The organism is Erwinia sp. PME.40.26/001 (genome assembly GCF_055556675.1).
Window position 1 is genome coordinate 260,346 of record NZ_JBVHNP010000005.1, and the last position, 16,894, is coordinate 277,239.

Genomic DNA, 16,894 nt, shown 5'->3' on the forward strand with positions numbered 1-16,894 from the left:
CCCCACGGCAGATAACGGTGATTAACCGACAATTCCTTGATTGTAACGTGTTTTAGCACTGGAGCGGTACACGACAGCCAGTTAAACTGTCTGATGATGAAAATAACCGCAGCCAGGGTCACCGTAATGGAACTGAAAGCAACATCGTTGGGTAAACATCTGGCACAACATCCTTACAATCGGGTGCGGTTGTTAACCGCAGGCGTCGAAGTCAGCGGCGAAAAGCATGAGTATCTGATCCCTTTTAATCAACTGCTGGCAATCAGGTGTAAACGCGGCCTGGTCTGGGGTGAGCTGGAATTCACACTGCCTGATGAAAAGGTGGTACGCCTGCACGGTACCGAATGGAGTGAAACGCAACGCTTCTATCATTACCTCAGCCAGGAGTGGACTCGCTGGAGCACGGAAATGAGTGAGGTGTCGGCCAGCGTTCTGGTGGCGCAGCAGCAGCAGATCCGTGAAGCAGAACAGCAGGATAAGTGGCTGAAACGCAGCGATATCGCCCTGTGGCAGCAGGCTATTAACAAATCTTTCGATGCCGTCCCGCTACCGGTTCAGCGCCTCGTTGAGTTTGAAAACTGCCGCGATCCCTACCTCTACTGTCAACAGTGGCTCAGCCACAGCGACGCCCGACGTGTTCAGCGTAATAATGAATGGACCGGCCGCATGCTGGAACAGCATGCGGATTTTTTTAACCAGGTTGAAACGTCGCCGCTGAATACCTCACAGGCGCGTGCCGTGGTGAACGGTGAAGATGCCGTACTGGTTCTGGCCGGTGCGGGCAGTGGTAAAACGTCGGTGCTGGTCGCCCGGGCAGGGTGGCTGATGATGCGCAGGCAGGCCAGCGCCGCTCAGATCCTGTTACTGGCCTTTGGGCGCGAGGCCGCAGCTGAAATGAATGAACGTATTCGTGCGCGCCTGCACACGGAGGACATTCAGGCACGCACCTTCCACTCCCTGGCACTGCACATCATTCAGCAGGGCAGTAATAAAGCGCCGACCATCAGCAAACTGGAAACCGATCGTGACGCGCGGCAGGCATTGCTGATCGACGTGTGGCGGCAGCAGTGTAATGAGAAAAAAGCCCACGCCAACGGCTGGAGACAGTGGCTGACCGACGAACTCGGGTGGGAGCCCGGAGAGGGCAGTTTCTGGCAGGATGAACGCCTGGCAAGACGGATGGCCAGTCGTCTGGAACGCTGGCTGGGGCTGATGCGGACGCACGGCGGGGCACAGGCAGCGATGATAGACAGCGCCCCGGAAGAGGTGCGTGACCTGTTCAGCAAGCGAGTAAAACTGATGGCCCCGCTGATGAAGGCGTGGAAAGGGGCGCTGAAAGAAGAGGGGGCGGTGGATTTCGCCGGACTGATCCATCAGGCGGTAAACCTCCTTGATAAAGGGCGGTTTATCAGCCCCTGGAAGCATATTCTGGTCGATGAGTTTCAGGATATCTCTCCGCAGCGTGCGGCACTGCTGGCGGCGCTCCGCCGGCAGAATACCCAAACCTCACTGTTTGCGGTCGGGGATGACTGGCAGGCTATTTATCGCTTCAGCGGGGCAGAGATGACGCTGACCACGGCTTTCCACCATCATTTTGGCGAAGGAGATCGCTGCGTACTGGATACCACCTATCGCTTTAACCAGCGCATTGGCGAAATTGCGAATACCTTTGTTCAGAGCAATCCACATCAGCTGAAAAAACCGCTTAACAGCCTGAGTAAAGGTACGAAAAAAGCAATCTCTTTGCTGCCTGAAGAGCAGCTTGAAGCACTGTTAAACAAACTCAGCGGTTATGCGGCGTCCGGTGAGCGGATTATGCTGCTGGCCCGTTACCACCATCTGCGTCCTAACGTGCTGGATAAAGCGGCAACGCGCTGGCCGAAGCTGAAGATTGATTTTATGACCATTCATGCCAGCAAAGGGCAGCAGGCAGATTATGTGATTTTACTTGGCCTGGTCGAGGGTAAAGAGGGATTCCCTGCCGCGTCACGCGAGTCGGTGATTGAAGAAGCCTTGTTACCTGCACCGGAAGACTTCCCGAATGCTGAGGAGCGCAGGCTGGCTTATGTCGCAATGACACGTGCGAAGCAGCAGGTCTGGCTGCTTTACGATCGTGCAAAGCCATCGGTGTTTGTTGCGGAGTTAAGCCGTCAGGGCGTACCGGCGTTACGTAAACCCTGACGGGGCAGCCGCCTCTGAATTATTTCAGGCGCTGTTGCAGATAGCGCTCGTAATCGGGGATCTGTATGTCAATCTGATGATCGAACAGCGGTGACTGGATGATAAAGTCAGCGGTGGCGCGGTTGGTGGCCACCGGGATATTCCATACGGTCGCCAGGCGTAGCAGGGCTTTCACGTCGGGATCGTGTGGTACGGCATTCAACGGATCCCAGAAGAAAATCAGGACATCAATTTTCCCTTCCGAAATCAGCGCACCGACCTGCTGATCGCCGCCCATCGGGCCACTCAGCATGGCGGTGACGGGCAAGCCAGTCGCCCGCTGTACGAGGTTACCGGTGGTACCGGTGGCGTACAGCGTGTGGTGTTGCAACTGTTCTTTATTAATTTCTACCCACTGCATTAAGGCATTTTTGCAGTGGTCATGAGCCACCAGGGCAATATGCTTCTGGGGTTTTATCGTGCGGGTTGTCTGATCCATTCAATATCCTGGCTCGTTAGGGCGGGCAAAATGAACAAGTAAACGGAGGAATGAGTGTAGCGCCGGATCTCAGCCGGTATCAACTGGTATGCAGGGCATTCATTAACATAACAAAACGCTGCCGGGTGGCAGAGTCGACCTGCAGATACCACAGGCGCAGCATGCGCTCCGCCGGATGCTGGCTGATGGCATTGTCCTGCAGGACGTTGCCCGCCTGCACGTTGCGGCGCATCGGCTGTGCAAAACGCGGCACCGACGCCACTTTATTATCAAGATTATACTGCACCATCGCCTGCTCCAGATCTTCCTGTGCCTGAGGGCGGAGCGCATCACGCTTGCTGTCGACTTCCACACCGTGTTCATCTACCAGCGTAAACCGGGGGTTTTTATCAAAATGGGTACCATCACGCAGGGTCTGCAAGGCCGGTAAGCGAATAACGACCGACTGAGTACGGGTGGAAAACGTGACGATTTGTGGCTGTGAAACCCAGTTGACGGGGCCTCTGGCATGGCTGCTGACGGTACGTTCTACGCGAAACAGCAGCTGATGCTCACCCCGTTCCAGTTCAAGACCATCGGCCCCTTTGAGCAGGGAGCCTGAAATTTTATGCCCGTCCAGTACCAGCAGGTCAATGTCGGTAGAGAGCTTTAGCGTTGTCGCCTGCGCGAGGTTGGCAATCAGCATCACCAGCATCCCGGCGATGACCATACTCAGCTTCATTGTTTCTCCAGCAGGGCAAAGGGTAAAAACGGATTGAATGTATCAAAGTCTTTCAGTATGGCAGCATAGTAACATTTAAAAATACTTATTCGTGCTATATATCGAGAATCGCACAGGTTGCATTTTTTAATGCGTTAAACAAGCCACACTTAACGGCAGCAGAGCCAGTAAGGCAAATGGAGGCAATAATGAGTGATCAAACTATCGCGGATGTGCTGACGACCACCAAAACCATTGCGCTGGTCGGGGCCAGCGACAATCCGGCGAGACCAAGCTATAGCGTGATGGCTTACCTGCTTTCGCAGGGGTATCAGGTGACGCCGGTCAGCCCGAAACTGGCAGGACAGACGCTGCTTGGGCAGACGGTCTATGCCAGCCTGAGTGATATCCCCCATCCCATCGATATGGTCGATGTTTTCCGCAATGCCGCAGCTGCCTGGGGCGTTGCGCAGGAAGCAATAGCTGCAGGCGCAAAATCGCTGTGGCTACAGATTGGGGTCATTAACGAGCAGGCGGCGGTTCTGGCCGCTGAGGCGGGGCTGAAAGTGGTTATGGATCGCTGCCCGAAGATTGAAATACCGCGACTCGGACTGGAGAAGTCATAAAAAACCCCGCGTAAGCGGGGTTTTTTTAGTGCCTCAGGCGGGGAGCCTGGAGCTGCTGACGAATTGATGCCGCCAGTTCATCCAGAGAAGGCTGTTCAGGATGCTCGCCGGGTAACTCCCACGAGATCTGCGCCTCTGCCAGATAAGTCTGGACGGTACGACCGTCCTCATCTTCCATCACCACGTGATACCAGGGGGCGGCGCGCAGGGTTTCGCCGCCATCGACCTGATCAATCGCCGGTTCAGTTAACGAGTATTCCGGGTCAACATCAACGATAACGCCGAGAAAACCGAGAAGCTGATGGCGTACCTGTTGTCCGATTCCGTATTTGCTGGCAATCATCATAACCTCCTGAGAAACGGTGCCCTGTTAACTATATGGAGGCAGACATCACAATTTCAAGTCACAGAACGCGGCAGGCGAACCCTTTCAGATACATTCCTTCCGGGTAGCTGGCGATCACCGGGTGATCGGCCGCCTGACGGAATTGCTCAATAAACTGTACGTCACGCTGAGCATCAAGAGCCGCATCTGCAATGATTTTCTGGAACAGGTCGGTGGGCATCAGGCCGGAGCAGGAGAAGGTCATCAGCATCCCGCCCGGATTCAGCAGCTGCATGGCCAGCATGTTAATATCTTTATAGCCGCGACAGGCACCCATCAGCTGGTTTTTATTCTCAACGAATTTCGGCGGATCCATAATGATCAGATCGAATTTTTCGCCCTCTTCCCGATAGCGGCGGAGCAGTTTAAAGACGTCATCGCGCAGGAATGTCGCTTTACTGACATCGAGACCGTTCAGCTCAACGTTCTGACGAGCCACGTCCAGCGCAGCCTGCGACGTATCCACGCTGATCACTTCGCTGCAGTTGCCCATCAGTGCCGATACCGCAAAACCACCGGTGTAGGAGAAGCAGTTCAGAACGCGACGGCCTTCCGCATAACGGCGGGTAGCCAGGCGGCTGTCACGCTGATCCAGATAGTAGCCCGTTTTGTGTCCGGTCTGAATATCCACCAGCAGTTTCATGCCGTGTTCGGTAATCGGCAGCAGCGCCGGCGGCGTCTCGCCAAGCACCACGCCCTGGGTCAGTTCCAGACCCTCTTTTTTGCGTACGCTGACATCAGAGCGGTCATAGATGGCACAGTCAGGGTAGCAGATCTGCAGCGCGGTAATCAGCGGGGCTCGCTGATACTCAGCACCCGCAGAGAGCAGCTGCAAGACCAGGAAGTTGCTGAACCGATCAATGGTTACGCCGGGCAGGCCGTCTGACTCACCGGCAATGATGCGGTAGCTGTCAAGGTTATCACGCTGTGCCAGCCAGTCACGAAGCTGCTGGGCAGCGCGCAGGCGGCGCACGAAAAAGTCGATGTCAATCGACTCATCCTGCTGCCAGCTCCAGACGCGGGCACGGATCTGTGACTCGGGCGACCAGGCGGCACGCGCCAGCCATTTACCGTGGCTGTCACAGACATCAATCGTTTCACCCGACTGGGCTTTGCCCTCTATGCGGGCAACCGCCCCGGAAAACACCCACGGATGGCGACGAAGTAAGGACTTTTCACGTCCTTTGGCAAGAATCAATCGAACAGTCATATTTTGCTATGCTTACACTCAGAGAATCAGGCGATATTGTCCGGTGCGGACTGCAAAAATGCAAACGGTGTTAGTCTCAGGAGGAAAAATGGCCATCATCTGTATTCGTGCGTGGGTTCATGGGCTCGTTCAGGGCGTCGGCTTCCGCTACAGTACGCAGCGCGAGGCGAGAGAGTTGGGGATTCAGGGTTACGCAAAAAATCTTGATGATGGCAGTGTCGAAGTCCTGGCCTGTGGCGAGGCCCGGCAGGTTGAGGCCCTGCTGGCATGGTTAAAAGCCGGAGGGCCACGCAGCGCCCGGGTGGATAAAGTCCTTGCTGAACCCCATCATCCTGCCCATCTTCCGCAGGGTTTCGCCACAGTCTGACCTTACAGGCACTTTGCCGGTTTGGGCAGACCCGCTATTTTCGTAGCCTGTTTGGCCGGGCCTTTTGGAAACAGCCGGAACAGATACCGGCTGTTTCCTTTCTCCTCACCGTATTTTTGTGCCATGGCTTTCACCAGCATCCTGACGGCCGGAGACGTGTTGAACTCCAGATAAAATGCCCGTACAAAGTGAACGACCTCCCAGTGGGCTTCGCTGAGGGTAATCTCCTCTTCTGCCGCCAGCAATGCGGCCAGTTCTTCACTCCACGCGGCAGGGGACATCAGGTATCCCTGCGCATCGCGCGCAATCTCTTTGCCTTCAAACTGCACTTTCTTGCCTCGTCATATTAAACCAGCGGTCAGTTTATCAAACTTTTGCACCAGCAAAAATAAAGCCCCGCATGGCGGGGCTTCGTTACTACCTGCAATGGTGTTTAGTTGCTGCGGGACATACCCAGCAGACTCAACAGGCTGACAAAGATGTTGTAGAGCGAAACATACAGGCTGACAGTAGCGCGAATGTAGTTGGTTTCGCCGCCGTGAATGATGTTGCTGGTTTCCCACAGGATCGCCCCGGTCGAGAACAGCACAAACAGTACACTGATCGCCATATGCAGGGCAGGGATGTTCAGGAAAATATTAGCCACTACGGCAATCAGCAGCACCACGAAGCCGGCCATCAGCATGCCGGACAGGAACGACATATCTTTACGGGTGGTCAGCACATACGCCGAACAGCAGAAGAACACCAGTGCGGTTCCGCCCAGTGCCAGGGCGATGACATCCCCCATACCGGCAGACATGAAGCTGCTAAGGATCGGCCCCAGGCAGTAACCGAGGAAGCCGGTAAACGCAAACGCGGCCAGAATACCGGCCGGGCTGTTAGCCAGGCGGTAGGTCAGAAACATCAGACCATAAAAGCCGACCAGCATCAGAATCAGACCTGGCGCCGGCAGCGCGTACAGAGTACTCAGCGTGGCTGTAAGCGCAGAAAACGCCAGAGTCAGGCCGAGCAGGAAATAGGTATTACGCAATACCCGGTGCGTGCTCAGTAACGAGCTTTCACGCGTGGAGGAAACGATGCGATCCATAAATCACCTCTTTGGGTCATTAGAATAATAAGCAGTCTGCCACGGAGCATAGGCAGGGCGGCGAAGCGGGGAAAGGCGTTTTACCCTTCTTTACGCGCTGTTCGGCTGATTTCGTCGGCAGACTGGCGATAATATCGGCAGTCGGACGCGATTGAACTCTTTTTTAGCGGCTTAATTCAAAACCCACTTTACAAGGCGTTCGGGGATGTTTATAGTGCGCCCCATTGTGGAAGCGTGGCCGAGTGGCTGAAGGCACCGGTCTTGAAAACCGGCGACGGGAAACCGTTCTAGAGTTCGAATCTCTACGCTTCCACCATCAAATCCAACGGGTCAGCGTAAAGCTGGCCCGTTTTGCTTTGTGCGAAGTCCACTCGCAGTAAATGCCCATCCCCCCTTGTGTTGCTGCTCAATTACGTTTTTTCCCGTCTGCTGACTGTTTTTACAGCAATCGATCACAAATGCTCACAAAATCAACAAAGTAGAGAAAAATGTTCTTGGCAAAGCAAAAAACATCTCCTATACTTCGCTCCATCAGTTAGCGCAAGTATGTTTAAGCAAGCTGATAACCGTGTGGAAGCGTGGCCGAGTGGCTGAAGGCACCGGTCTTGAAAACCGGCGACGGGAAACCGTTCTAGAGTTCGAATCTCTACGCTTCCACCATCAATTCTGACCCCGGGCTTATAAAAGCCCGGGGTTTTTTGTTTATGTGACCCCTGATAACCCATGCACCGTACTGGCCAGATAAAGGCAAAAATAGTCCTTAACCATATCCATAAATTCCCGGCTCAGTGTCAGCTGGTGAAGCTCATCCTCAATAGTCAACAAGCCAATCTGCACGGCAGCCTGCAGGCTACGGCGGATATGTGACCGCGATACGGCACAGCAAAACGCCGCTTTCAGAATATTGTATTTAATGACCCGCGATTTCTGTCTGATGCTCTCCAGGTACAGATAAAACATAATCATGTGACCACCATCGCGGCTTAAAAACTCTCCGCTGCCCGGCACCATGTCATGCAGGAATATACGATTGAGCGTCACTTCTGAATACGCACTAAAAAATGCGGGCACAAAGTTTTTATGCGTCTGGTAAAACGTCAAATCAACCTTATCCGACAGCATGGAGTAGGGAACCAGCATGGTATTAATCATGCGCCGCGTTTCTTCGAGTGCTTTAGGTGTCGGTTTGTAGTTGAATTTTCGCTTGTCCTGATGATCGCGATAGACCTCAAGTCGTCCCCCAACGCGTAAAAATAACAAAAATGAATCCAGAGAATTACTACTGAACAGGTCGTTACCAATACAGAACCGCTTAATGTCTTTAAAGGTGCTCCCGGGACGTGTGTAGTAAATACCTAAAATTGCAGATCCAACAATAAAGCGATTGGCTTTGAACAGTGTTTTAAAATAAAGAGGGTTGGTTAAATACTGTTTAAGCAGAAGGTCGTAATGGCATTTAATTGCTTCATCAATATTCTCCTTTTCCCTGAATCCCCTGGCGAGATCGCTTAATTTTTTTTCGAGCGATAATTTTTTCCTGCTAATGAAAGGCATAAGTTTGTTTCTTTGCTTCTGAATTATATGTTGTTAGGAATTATCTTATTAACCGTAAGCAGTGATGTCAACACTCTGAGATATTCATCGTGCTGTTTTTTTTAGTTTATTTATGATGATTTAAATAAAAAATCATATTTTACAGATATTTAGCCGTTATAAGATTATGTTCAACTTGATAATTATCCTAAAATAACGGGTTTTTTTGTTTTAACCTTTTGATTTTTAATGTTTTTAAATTAACAACAAAAATGGACAGTGACTTGAATTTTAATCTCTTTAGGATGGCGTGGCTTCACTAAGGAATACCTGTAATGGGTCTTTCGATCGTTTAAAAAATGATTGAAAGGTCTTCGTGAGAAACACGCGTTCGGTAAAAAGATAAAATCAAGGAGTTCTAAATGGAAATTAAAAAAATTGCTGTTGCTTCACTTTTCACTTTGGCTGCATCAGGTGTAGGCCATGCTGCGGACGAAGGGAGCGGAAAAGTGAATTTCTATGGTTCAATCGTTAATGCCCCTTGTTCTATAGCACCTAACGTTGACGATCAAAAAATACCGCTGGGTCAGGTGTCAAATACCCTGCTGGCAAATGGCGGAGAACAAACAGCCATTCCATTTACTATTGATTTACAGAACTGCGATAACAGCACGAAGAAAAGTGTGACAGCTACGTTTACCGGAAAATCTGGCGTGGACGGTCGTCTGGGGATCACAGGGGAAGCAACGGGTGCCAGTATTTTGCTGAGAGATGGCAGCGGTAAAAAAATCGAACTGGGTACGGCGACCGCTGCGCAAAATATTAATACCGGCAGCAATACGCTGCAATTTACAGCGGCGCTAAAAGGGGATGGCACTAGTGATGATCCGGTTGCCGTGGGTACCGGTGCATTCACTGCGGTGACTAACTTTACGCTGGCCTATCCGTAATTAGCGATCTGGCCGGGGTGGTTGTCCCGGCCAGTAGAAGGGCTTGATGATTTCACGCCAAAACATACGTCGCCCCGGTAATGGATGATGGAAAAATTAACCTCAAAAATAAAATGGTCGGGGATCGTGGCAGTTTCCTTTTTTCTTTCTCTGGATATGGCAGGCCGGCCAGCCCGGGCCGATCGCATCCAGTTTAATACCGATCTGTTTGATGTCGATGACCGGCAGAATATCGATCTCTCTCGTTTTACGCAGAAAGGTTACATCATGCCGGGCCGCTATCCGATGAATATCCGGCTAAATAATGAGCCACTTTCCGCACGCCCTGTCGATTTTTTTGTCCCGGAAGCGCGACCTGACAGCAGTGAACCCTGCCTCAACGCGCAGCTGGTCTCCGAGTTGGGATTACGTCCTGCACGGGCAGACGCTTTAACGTGGTGGCATGACGGCCAGTGCCTCGATATCCGCAGTCTGAAAGGGATGCAGGCCAGTGGGTCGCTATCGGACTCGACGCTGACTCTCAGCGTACCGCAGGCCTTTCTGGAGTATCAGTCAGCAAACTGGGACCCTCCTTCACGCTGGGATGAAGGCATCCCTGGACTGTTATTTGATTACAACCTGACCAGTCAGGCACGGTTTACCCAACAGGCAGGCGAACAGCGCAGCCTGAGTGGCACGGGGATAACCGGAGCCAATCTGGGGCCCTGGCGTCTGCGTGCCAGCTGGCAGGGTCGCCGTGATTCACTGGATGGCACCACGCGCAGTCGCTTTGACTGGACCCGTTATTACGCCTGGCGCGCACTTTCTCATCTTGGTGCCCGGCTGGTGGTGGGGGAAGACTATCTGGCATCCGATATTTTTAACAGCTTCCGCTTTGCAGGGGTCAGCGTGATCACCGATGACAATATGCTGCCGCCTAATCTGCGCGGCTATGCGCCAGAAATTACCGGTGTGGCACGGACCAATGCCCGGGTGGTGGTGATGCACCAGGGACGCGTGCTTTATCAGACTCAGGTGGCTGCAGGCCCGTTTCGCATCCAGGACATTGATGACGCGGTACTGGGTGAACTTAACGTTCGTGTGGAGGAACAGGATGGAACCGTCCAGACCTTTACGCTGAATACGGCGGCGGTCCCTTATCTTACGCGTCCGGGACAGGTGCGTTACAAGATGGCGCTGGGTCGCCCTGTCAACTGGCAGCATCGTACCAACGGCCCCGAATTCGTCAGCGGTGAATTTTCGTGGGGAGTCAATAACGGCTGGTCGCTGTACGGTGGGGCTATCACCAGTGAGCACTATCAGTCGATGGCCAGCGGCGTGGGCCGCGACCTGCTGGCGCTGGGAGCCATGTCATTTGACGTTACCCATTCCGTCGCCCGTCTACCCTGGGGAGAAAACCGTCAGGGGAATTCCTACCGCCTGAGTTATTCAAAACGCTTTGATGACTACGGAAGCCAGGTCACGTTTGCGGGTTACCGCTTTTCGGAACGGCAGTTTATGACGATGGAAGAATTCCTCGACGCCGGCAGCCTCGGCGACAGGCAGAGCCGCAGCAACAGCCGTGAAATGTACACCATCACGCTGGCGCAGGATCTGCCAGTTGTAGCTGCCAGTGCCCAGTTCAGCTACAACCGGCAGACGTACTGGGACAGGCCCGAAAGCGAACGCTACAGCCTGGCCCTGTCACGCTACCTTGACGTCATGCAGTGGAAAAATATCAGTCTGTCACTCTCAGGCTGGTCGAGCCGCTATAACCAGCTCAGCGATCGGGGCGTGTATCTGTCCCTGTCCCTGCCGTTTGGACATCGCAGTACGCTCAGCTACAGCGGTTCAGGCGGCCGAAACAACCGCAGTCAGCAGCTCAACTATTACCAGATGCTGGAGAATAACGACAGTTACAGCCTGAGCGCAGGCACCACAAATGACCATCAGGTTCTGTCGGGATATTACCTGCATGACGGCAATAGCGGCCAGCTCACCGGCAGCCTTAACGTTCAGCAGGATCATTATCAGGCGATTGGCGCAACGCTGAAGGGCGGAATAACGGCCACACGTAAAGGCATTGCTCTGCACCGGCAGAATGCGCCGGGAGGAACGCGTTTGCTCCTTGATACCGACGGTGTGGCCGGTATCCCCATCAGAGCCAGCGGCGGCGTCGTTTACAGCAACGCCCGTGGCAAAGCCGTGATTTCTGATATCAGCAGTTATTACCGTAATCAGATCGGCATTGATATTAACCGTCTGCCGGATAACGCCGCGGTAACCGCATCCATTGTCAGCGCCACCCTGACCGAAGGGGCGATTGGCTATCGCCAGTTTTCCGTGGTGGCGGGTGTGAAAGCGATGGCGGTGATCCGCCTTGAAAACGGCACGTCGCCGCCGTTTGGCGCACAGGTGCTGAATGCACGGCAGCAGGATGTGGGTCTGGTGGCGGACGGTGGGGCTGTGTATCTGAGTGGTATGGCGTCAGGCGAGACGATGACCGTGCATTGGGGCGGCAAACCCCAGTGTCAGATTGCCATACCGGCGCTGAACGATCGTGCGTTGTCCGCCTTGCTGCTGCCCTGTGTACGTCAGCCTGTCCGGGCAAAAGAGGATGTGTAACATCAATAATCAGAGAGTGAAAACCATGAAACTTATTTCCATCTCAGCGGCAGTCACGCTTTCCACGGCGGCAATCGGTCTCTGTGCGTTATCCGCCACGGCGGCTATTTCACTCGATCGCACACGCATTATTGTGGAAGCAGAAAGCCCGTCCGTCAGTCTGACGATGGCGAATGAAAGTCATCAGTTGCCCTATCTGGCTCAGGGGTGGATTGAGGATCAGCAGGGCAGAAAGGTTAATTCACCTTTCACCGTTTTACCGCCGGTGCAGCGAATTGACGCCGGTGACAAAAGTCAGATAAAAATTCAGTCTTTGCCGCCGGTGAATTTACTGGCTCAGGACAGAGAGTCGCTGTTTTATTTTAATCTGCGGGAAATTCCGCCGCGATCTGACCAACCCAATACGCTGCAAATTGCGCTGCAGACCAAAATTAAATTATTTTACCGGCCTGCAGCATTACGCCGCTCTTCCACTCAGCTTACCTCTCTGGTTCAGCAGCAGGTCACGCTGGCGCGGAAAGGCGATCGCTACCAGATACATAACCCGACCGGTTACTTCATTACCCTTATTGACGCCCGACGGCCTCATGCAGAAGAGACGATAAGCGGGTTTGAACCAGTGATGGTGTCCCCGTTCAGCGCTGCCACGCTCGGGGGAAGTGCAGCCGCCCTGGGGGATGAACCGGTTCTGCAATATATTAATGACTTCGGCGGACGGTCAACGCTGGCCTTCCACTGTCGGGGGGCGGTCTGCCAGGCCGTTGAACGCCCGTGATACGGCGGCTGTTCTGGCTGGCTGTGGTGTTGTTGCCCGCCAAGGCGCTGGCTTTTTCCTGCATTGATAAGCGCGACGGTAAAGCCTTTGACGCCGTGGGCCAGCGTAATATTGATGTCACGGTCAACCTGACACCGGAAATTATGATTGGCGATGTGGTGGTGTTCGACCTCGCGCAGTATTTCACCTGCCGGAATACGGTTCCGGGCACGTATGTCGATTATATGCGGCTGAATGCGGGAACCTATAATACGGCGCTGGATGCCTCTTTTAACAGCGGCGTGGAGGTTAACGGCCAGCGTTACCTGAATCCCATCGGGTCCGCGATAACAGTCTATACGCTGCGCGATGGTGGCTGGCACGACCTGCAGCTGAAAGCCTTTTATCAGCTGAAAAATAACCCGGGTCGCGGCGTACTGATCAAGGCCGGCACGGTCGTGGCCAGTATGCAGCTTTACAAATGGAGCACCCCCGCCGGGAGTGTTTTCACTGCTAACTGGCGGGTGATCGCGGCTAATGATGCGTATTACACCTCTGGTACCTGCGCGATTAATCAGGGGCAGGATATTAACGTGGACTTTGGCTATGTCGCCCGCAATGAAATCACTCAGAGTGCCAGCCTTACCCCGTTTCGCCGTGACGTGCACATCCCTTATCAGTGCCAGGACACCCGCAACTGGGCAATAAAAATGACGCTCTCAGCGGAGGCCAGTGGCTTTTCCGGCAACGCCATCAAAACCACTAACCCTGACCTGGGGGTAGAGATTTACCACCAGGGAAAACGAATACGTCCCTTCGAGAGCATCAACAGCCAGATTATCAATGGTACCGGGGGGGATGATTTCACCTTCGCGCTGGTGAGGTCGGCGCGTCAGGAGGTCAACACCGGTCCTTTCAGCGCCACTGCAGTGCTGGTGATGAGTTTGCTGTAGCCGCTTATCGTTCTTGCCGATTAAGGAAAAAAACATGTCTGATCCTCGCCGTCTGACGCTGATGATGTTTGACCACGATCGCTATTTTGCGGATGGGGTCCTGCGTTTTCTGCAATCCCACTATTCTCAGGTGGTCGTGAGGCTGTCCGTCCGGCAGGTAACAACAGTTGACCTGATGATGACCGGAATGGAAGCCGTCTCGCTTTGTGCGTCGCAGCAGTATGCACGCCGGTTAACCGCGCAAAGTCAGCTGCTGGTGGTTCACGATCGCGCTGAACCGGGCTGGCGAGCCCTGCCTGAAAGCCTGCAGGGCTACCCGGTAAAACATCTCCACCGTCGGCTGTCACTGGCACAGCTTGCCAGCCTGTTACTGCAGCTGATCCCGGACAGGGATAGTCTGATCACCGTTATCGATCCGCGCTCGTTAAAAGAAGATCGCCTGACGCCACAGGAAAAAACGCTGCTCGCCCATCTGCGCGTTCACTTAACGCCGCATCAGATTGCCAGCAGCATGTCGCTCCACCCAAAAACCATCAGCACTTATAAACGTTCGGTCATGCTCAAGCTGGGAATGCAAAAGAATCTGGAGCTGTATCACTGGTTATTTTATTCGTCACCCACAGACAGGGAGAGGTCATGAAGTACGCTGCTATCCTCGGGGGGCTCTTACTGCTGGCACCAGGCAGCCAGGCTGCAGAGAATGGTTACGGAAAAATAAACCTGTCAGGTGTGGTCGTGGATGCGCCCTGTTCCATTGCGCCGGGCGCTGACAGCATTGAGGTTAATTTCGGTGAGATCAGTTCGGCAGCTCTGCAGAACGGTCATCCTTCACCGGCAAGGGATTTTTATCTGGCGCTGGCCCGGTGCCACACGCTGCTGCACCACCAGGTACAGGTGACTTTTCAGGGAACGTCTTATGCGGACGGGCTGTTTTCAGTGGGGGAGGGGAACACGACGGTAGGGATTGAACTGCGCGATCGAAACGGTCAGCCGGTACGGAATAATCAGCCCGTCGCCTGGCAACGGCTTAACGAAGGGGATAATCAACTCCATTTTACCACGGTACTGAAAGCACGTTCACCGGTGGTCAGCCCCGGTCGCTTCCAGACGCAGGTATTATTTACGGTGGCGTACTTATAACGCCGGAGAAAGACAGGGCAATTATCGTGGTTATCCTTCTGTTTTCACGGCTTTCCTGCTATTTTCTCGCAGAACAGGTGATTAGATCATTCCTAAAAACATCTTGTTTCTTTTCAAACGCCTGAAGCCACTAAACCGCTGCGGTCAGAGTCTGCTATATTCTCACTAATGATTGACCGCCTGTTCTGGCGACAGCAATGCGCTGACGTTGCACTCTGAAGTGCGGTTGTGGTGAGTCAGCGTTGATGCACGGCACGCGCCTGCGCTGCATACTATGCCCGGTACGTTCACCCCTTGAATCAATGGAATATACATATGATCAAAAAGTTTAGTCTCTGTGCGCTGGCCGTTTGCTCCGCACTTTCCGCGATCCCTGCCTGGGCCGCTGATGGTGATTATCAGCTTGAGCAAGTCCTGATGATGAGCCGCCATAACCTGCGCGCGCCGTTAGCCGACAATGGCAGTGTACTGGCACAGGCGACTAAAAAGGCCTGGCCAAAGTGGGACGTACCCGGCGGGCAGCTGACCACCAAAGGGGGCGTACTGGAGGTCTACATGGGGCGCTATACCCGTGAGTGGCTGGCGCAGCAGGGGCTGGTGAAAGACGGAGAGTGTCCGGCACCGGATGATATCTATGCTTACGCCAACAGCCTGCAACGCACGGTGGCGACCGCGCAGTTCTTTATCACCGGCGCATTCCCCGGCTGTGATATTGCCGTTTCCCACCAGGACGAGATGGGAACCATGGACCCGGTATTTAATCCGGTGATCACCAACGACAGCGAAGACTTCAACAAACAGGCGCTGACCGCCATCAACGGCGAAGGCGAAAAACTGGCGTTAAAACCGGCTTTCCAGCGCCTGGAAAAAATCATCGATTATAAAAATTCGCCGGCCTGTGACGGCAAAAAACAGTGCGATCTTTCCAGCACTAACCAGAATAAATTCAGTGCCGATAATGGCAAAGAGCCAAACGTTTCAGGCCCGCTGAAAGTCGGTAATTCTCTGGTCGATGCTTTTACGCTGCAGTATTACGAAGGGTTCCCGATGGAGCAGGTCGCCTGGGGGCAGATTAAAACCCCGGAACAGTGGAAAGAGCTGGCAGCGATTAAAAATGGCTATCAGGACACGCTGTTTACCTCTCCGGTCGTGGCCCGTGAGGTGGCGGCTCCACTGGTGGACTACATTCGTAGTCAGCTGATCGACCAGGATAAAGCCAGCGCCCCGAAAGTAACGCTAATGGTGGGGCATGATTCAAATATCGCCTCACTGCTGACCGCGCTGGATTTCAAACCTTACGATCTGCCAGGACAAAATGAGCAAACGCCGATTGGCGGCATGGTTCAGTTCCAGCGCTGGCACGACAAGAAAAACGATCGCGAACTGGTGAAGGTTGAATATGTTTATCAGACCACCGGCCAGCTACGTGATGCAGAAGTCCTGTCACTGGCAAACCCACCGAAGCGTGTGACGCTGCAAATGGCCGGCTGCCCGACCGATGCTAACGGTTTCTGTTCATGGGATCAGTTCACGCAGGTACTAAACAAGTCCCTGCAGGGTACACCGCTGCAGGTGGCAGAGCAGGTACCTGCAGCAGCAGCAGCCACACCGGCAGCGAAACCCGCTGACGAAAAAGCCGTAGTCAATAAAACGCTGGCTGATAAAGCTGCCGCAGATCAGGCCGCAGCGGACAAAGCCGCCCAGGCGAAAGCTTCGGCCGAGAAAGCTGCCGCCGATAAGGCCGCTGCGGATAAAGCGGCGAAAGAAAAAGCGATAGCGGATAAGGCTGCGGCTGAGCAGGCGGCTAAGGATAAAGCCGCCGCAGAGAAAGCTTCTGCCGAAAAAGCGAAAGCCGATAAGGCAGCAGCGGACAGCGCGACGCCGGCTAAACCGGCGGTCCAGCCGGCAACAAACTAAGGGATC

The 16,894-nt window shown here is 53.8% G+C and carries 17 protein-coding genes and 2 tRNA genes; 12 read left to right on the forward strand and 7 right to left on the reverse strand.

The window, feature by feature from the left end; genetic code table 11:
- Positions 1-126: 126 nt before the first annotated feature.
- The gene (helD, locus tag ACZ3HG_RS16190; RefSeq protein WP_191933260.1) at positions 127-2,181 is read left to right on the forward strand and encodes a DNA helicase IV; all 2,055 of its coding nucleotides are present in this window, start codon (positions 127-129) and stop codon (positions 2,179-2,181) included.
- A gap of 19 nt (positions 2,182-2,200) precedes the next feature.
- Here the strand turns inward: helD and ACZ3HG_RS16195 are convergent, their stop codons facing one another.
- Positions 2,201-2,659 carry a methylglyoxal synthase gene (locus ACZ3HG_RS16195; protein ID WP_191933259.1) on the reverse strand — a complete coding sequence of 153 codons (459 nt, stop codon included), beginning with the start codon at positions 2,657-2,659 and terminating at the stop codon, positions 2,201-2,203.
- Between the two features lie 79 nt (positions 2,660-2,738).
- Positions 2,739-3,380 (reverse strand): DUF2057 family protein, encoded by a 642-nt coding sequence (locus tag ACZ3HG_RS16200; RefSeq protein WP_191933258.1) that lies wholly within the window; start codon positions 3,378-3,380, stop codon positions 2,739-2,741.
- Positions 3,381-3,568: 188 nt separating this feature from the next.
- Between ACZ3HG_RS16200 and ACZ3HG_RS16205 the strand changes: the two genes are divergently transcribed.
- A complete protein-coding gene (locus ACZ3HG_RS16205) occupies positions 3,569-3,985 on the forward strand; it encodes a CoA-binding protein (RefSeq protein WP_465333395.1) in 417 nt (138 codons plus the stop codon).
- A gap of 25 nt (positions 3,986-4,010) precedes the next feature.
- On the opposite strand, the gene hspQ is transcribed toward ACZ3HG_RS16205, so the two are convergent.
- Together hspQ and rlmI are read right to left on the reverse strand one after the other, a co-directional pair.
- Positions 4,011-4,328 carry a heat shock protein HspQ gene (gene hspQ / locus ACZ3HG_RS16210; RefSeq protein WP_191933649.1) on the reverse strand — a complete coding sequence of 106 codons (318 nt, stop codon included), beginning with the start codon at positions 4,326-4,328 and terminating at the stop codon, positions 4,011-4,013.
- A 61-nt stretch (positions 4,329-4,389) separates the two neighbouring features.
- Positions 4,390-5,580 carry a 23S rRNA (cytosine(1962)-C(5))-methyltransferase RlmI gene (rlmI, locus tag ACZ3HG_RS16215; RefSeq protein ID WP_191933256.1) on the reverse strand — a complete coding sequence of 397 codons (1,191 nt, stop codon included), beginning with the start codon at positions 5,578-5,580 and terminating at the stop codon, positions 4,390-4,392.
- Positions 5,581-5,668: 88 nt separating this feature from the next.
- Here rlmI and yccX point away from each other — a divergent pair, with 88 nt between their 5' ends.
- On the forward strand, positions 5,669-5,947 hold the full coding sequence (gene yccX / locus ACZ3HG_RS16220) for an acylphosphatase (protein ID WP_191933255.1): 279 nt from the start codon (positions 5,669-5,671) through the stop codon (positions 5,945-5,947).
- Positions 5,948-5,949: 2 nt separating this feature from the next.
- Here the strand turns inward: yccX and ACZ3HG_RS16225 are convergent, their stop codons facing one another.
- Together ACZ3HG_RS16225 and yccA are read right to left on the reverse strand one after the other, a co-directional pair.
- Entirely contained in the window at positions 5,950-6,276 is a 327-nt protein-coding gene (locus ACZ3HG_RS16225; RefSeq protein WP_191933254.1) for a TusE/DsrC/DsvC family sulfur relay protein, read from the reverse strand.
- Positions 6,277-6,380: 104 nt separating this feature from the next.
- Positions 6,381-7,037 (reverse strand): FtsH protease modulator YccA, encoded by a 657-nt coding sequence (gene yccA / locus ACZ3HG_RS16230; RefSeq protein ID WP_191933253.1) that lies wholly within the window; start codon positions 7,035-7,037, stop codon positions 6,381-6,383.
- A 228-nt stretch (positions 7,038-7,265) separates the two neighbouring features.
- Here yccA and ACZ3HG_RS16235 point away from each other — a divergent pair.
- Both ACZ3HG_RS16235 and ACZ3HG_RS16240 read left to right on the forward strand, forming a co-directional pair.
- Positions 7,266-7,353: transfer RNA gene (locus ACZ3HG_RS16235), tRNA-Ser, on the forward strand.
- Positions 7,354-7,609: 256 nt separating this feature from the next.
- Positions 7,610-7,697: transfer RNA gene (locus ACZ3HG_RS16240), tRNA-Ser, on the forward strand.
- A gap of 42 nt (positions 7,698-7,739) precedes the next feature.
- Here ACZ3HG_RS16240 and ACZ3HG_RS16245 read toward each other — a convergent pair.
- Positions 7,740-8,591 carry a hypothetical protein gene (locus tag ACZ3HG_RS16245; protein ID WP_191933252.1) on the reverse strand — a complete coding sequence of 284 codons (852 nt, stop codon included), beginning with the start codon at positions 8,589-8,591 and terminating at the stop codon, positions 7,740-7,742.
- Positions 8,592-8,992: 401 nt separating this feature from the next.
- Between ACZ3HG_RS16245 and ACZ3HG_RS16250 the strand changes: the two genes are divergently transcribed.
- The 7 genes from ACZ3HG_RS16250 (at position 8,993) to agp (ending at position 16,888) form a co-directional block, all read left to right on the forward strand.
- Entirely contained in the window at positions 8,993-9,520 is a 528-nt protein-coding gene (locus ACZ3HG_RS16250; protein WP_465333397.1) for a fimbrial protein, read from the forward strand.
- Positions 9,521-9,646: 126 nt separating this feature from the next.
- On the forward strand, positions 9,647-12,124 hold the full coding sequence (locus ACZ3HG_RS16255; protein WP_465333399.1) for an outer membrane usher protein: 2,478 nt from the start codon (positions 9,647-9,649) through the stop codon (positions 12,122-12,124).
- Positions 12,125-12,149: 25 nt separating this feature from the next.
- A complete protein-coding gene (locus ACZ3HG_RS16260) occupies positions 12,150-12,899 on the forward strand; it encodes a fimbria/pilus periplasmic chaperone (protein ID WP_465333401.1) in 750 nt (249 codons plus the stop codon).
- The gene (locus ACZ3HG_RS16265) at positions 12,896-13,831 is read left to right on the forward strand and encodes a fimbrial protein (RefSeq protein ID WP_191933249.1); all 936 of its coding nucleotides are present in this window, start codon (positions 12,896-12,898) and stop codon (positions 13,829-13,831) included. Before ACZ3HG_RS16260 ends, ACZ3HG_RS16265 begins: the two co-directional genes overlap by 4 nt.
- Before the next feature lie 34 nt (positions 13,832-13,865).
- Complete coding sequence (locus ACZ3HG_RS16270) at positions 13,866-14,471, forward strand: helix-turn-helix transcriptional regulator (protein WP_465333403.1); 606 nt, start codon at positions 13,866-13,868, stop codon at positions 14,469-14,471.
- Positions 14,468-14,971, forward strand: a complete 504-nt coding sequence (locus ACZ3HG_RS16275; RefSeq protein WP_191933247.1) for a fimbrial protein — start codon at positions 14,468-14,470, stop codon at positions 14,969-14,971. The genes ACZ3HG_RS16270 and ACZ3HG_RS16275 overlap by 4 nt, the downstream gene beginning before the upstream one ends.
- 315 nt (positions 14,972-15,286) lie before the next feature.
- Positions 15,287-16,888, forward strand: coding sequence for a bifunctional glucose-1-phosphatase/inositol phosphatase (gene agp / locus ACZ3HG_RS16280; RefSeq protein WP_465333405.1), 1,602 nt, complete (start codon positions 15,287-15,289; stop codon positions 16,886-16,888).
- Positions 16,889-16,894: the final 6 nt, after the last annotated feature.

Bases quoted from the DNA above. Each gene is read 5' to 3' on its own strand.
- ACZ3HG_RS16195 (WP_191933259.1), bottom strand. From the start codon at position 2,659: ATGGATCAGACAACCCGCACGATAAAACCCCAGAAGCATATTGCCCTG.
- hspQ (WP_191933649.1), bottom strand. From the start codon at position 4,328: ATGATTGCCAGCAAATACGGAATCGGACAACAGGTACGCCATCAGCTT.
- yccA (WP_191933253.1), bottom strand. From the start codon at position 7,037: ATGGATCGCATCGTTTCCTCCACGCGTGAAAGCTCGTTACTGAGCACG.
- ACZ3HG_RS16200 (WP_191933258.1), bottom strand. From the start codon at position 3,380: ATGAAGCTGAGTATGGTCATCGCCGGGATGCTGGTGATGCTGATTGCC.
- ACZ3HG_RS16270 (WP_465333403.1), top strand. From the start codon at position 13,866: ATGTCTGATCCTCGCCGTCTGACGCTGATGATGTTTGACCACGATCGC.
- ACZ3HG_RS16275 (WP_191933247.1), top strand. From the start codon at position 14,468: ATGAAGTACGCTGCTATCCTCGGGGGGCTCTTACTGCTGGCACCAGGC.
- rlmI (WP_191933256.1), bottom strand. From the start codon at position 5,580: ATGACTGTTCGATTGATTCTTGCCAAAGGACGTGAAAAGTCCTTACTT.
- helD (WP_191933260.1), top strand. From the start codon at position 127: ATGGAACTGAAAGCAACATCGTTGGGTAAACATCTGGCACAACATCCT.
- agp (WP_465333405.1), top strand. From the start codon at position 15,287: ATGATCAAAAAGTTTAGTCTCTGTGCGCTGGCCGTTTGCTCCGCACTT.
- ACZ3HG_RS16260 (WP_465333401.1), top strand. From the start codon at position 12,150: ATGAAACTTATTTCCATCTCAGCGGCAGTCACGCTTTCCACGGCGGCA.
- ACZ3HG_RS16205 (WP_465333395.1), top strand. From the start codon at position 3,569: ATGAGTGATCAAACTATCGCGGATGTGCTGACGACCACCAAAACCATT.
- ACZ3HG_RS16245 (WP_191933252.1), bottom strand. From the start codon at position 8,591: ATGCCTTTCATTAGCAGGAAAAAATTATCGCTCGAAAAAAAATTAAGC.
- yccX (WP_191933255.1), top strand. From the start codon at position 5,669: ATGGCCATCATCTGTATTCGTGCGTGGGTTCATGGGCTCGTTCAGGGC.
- ACZ3HG_RS16250 (WP_465333397.1), top strand. From the start codon at position 8,993: ATGGAAATTAAAAAAATTGCTGTTGCTTCACTTTTCACTTTGGCTGCA.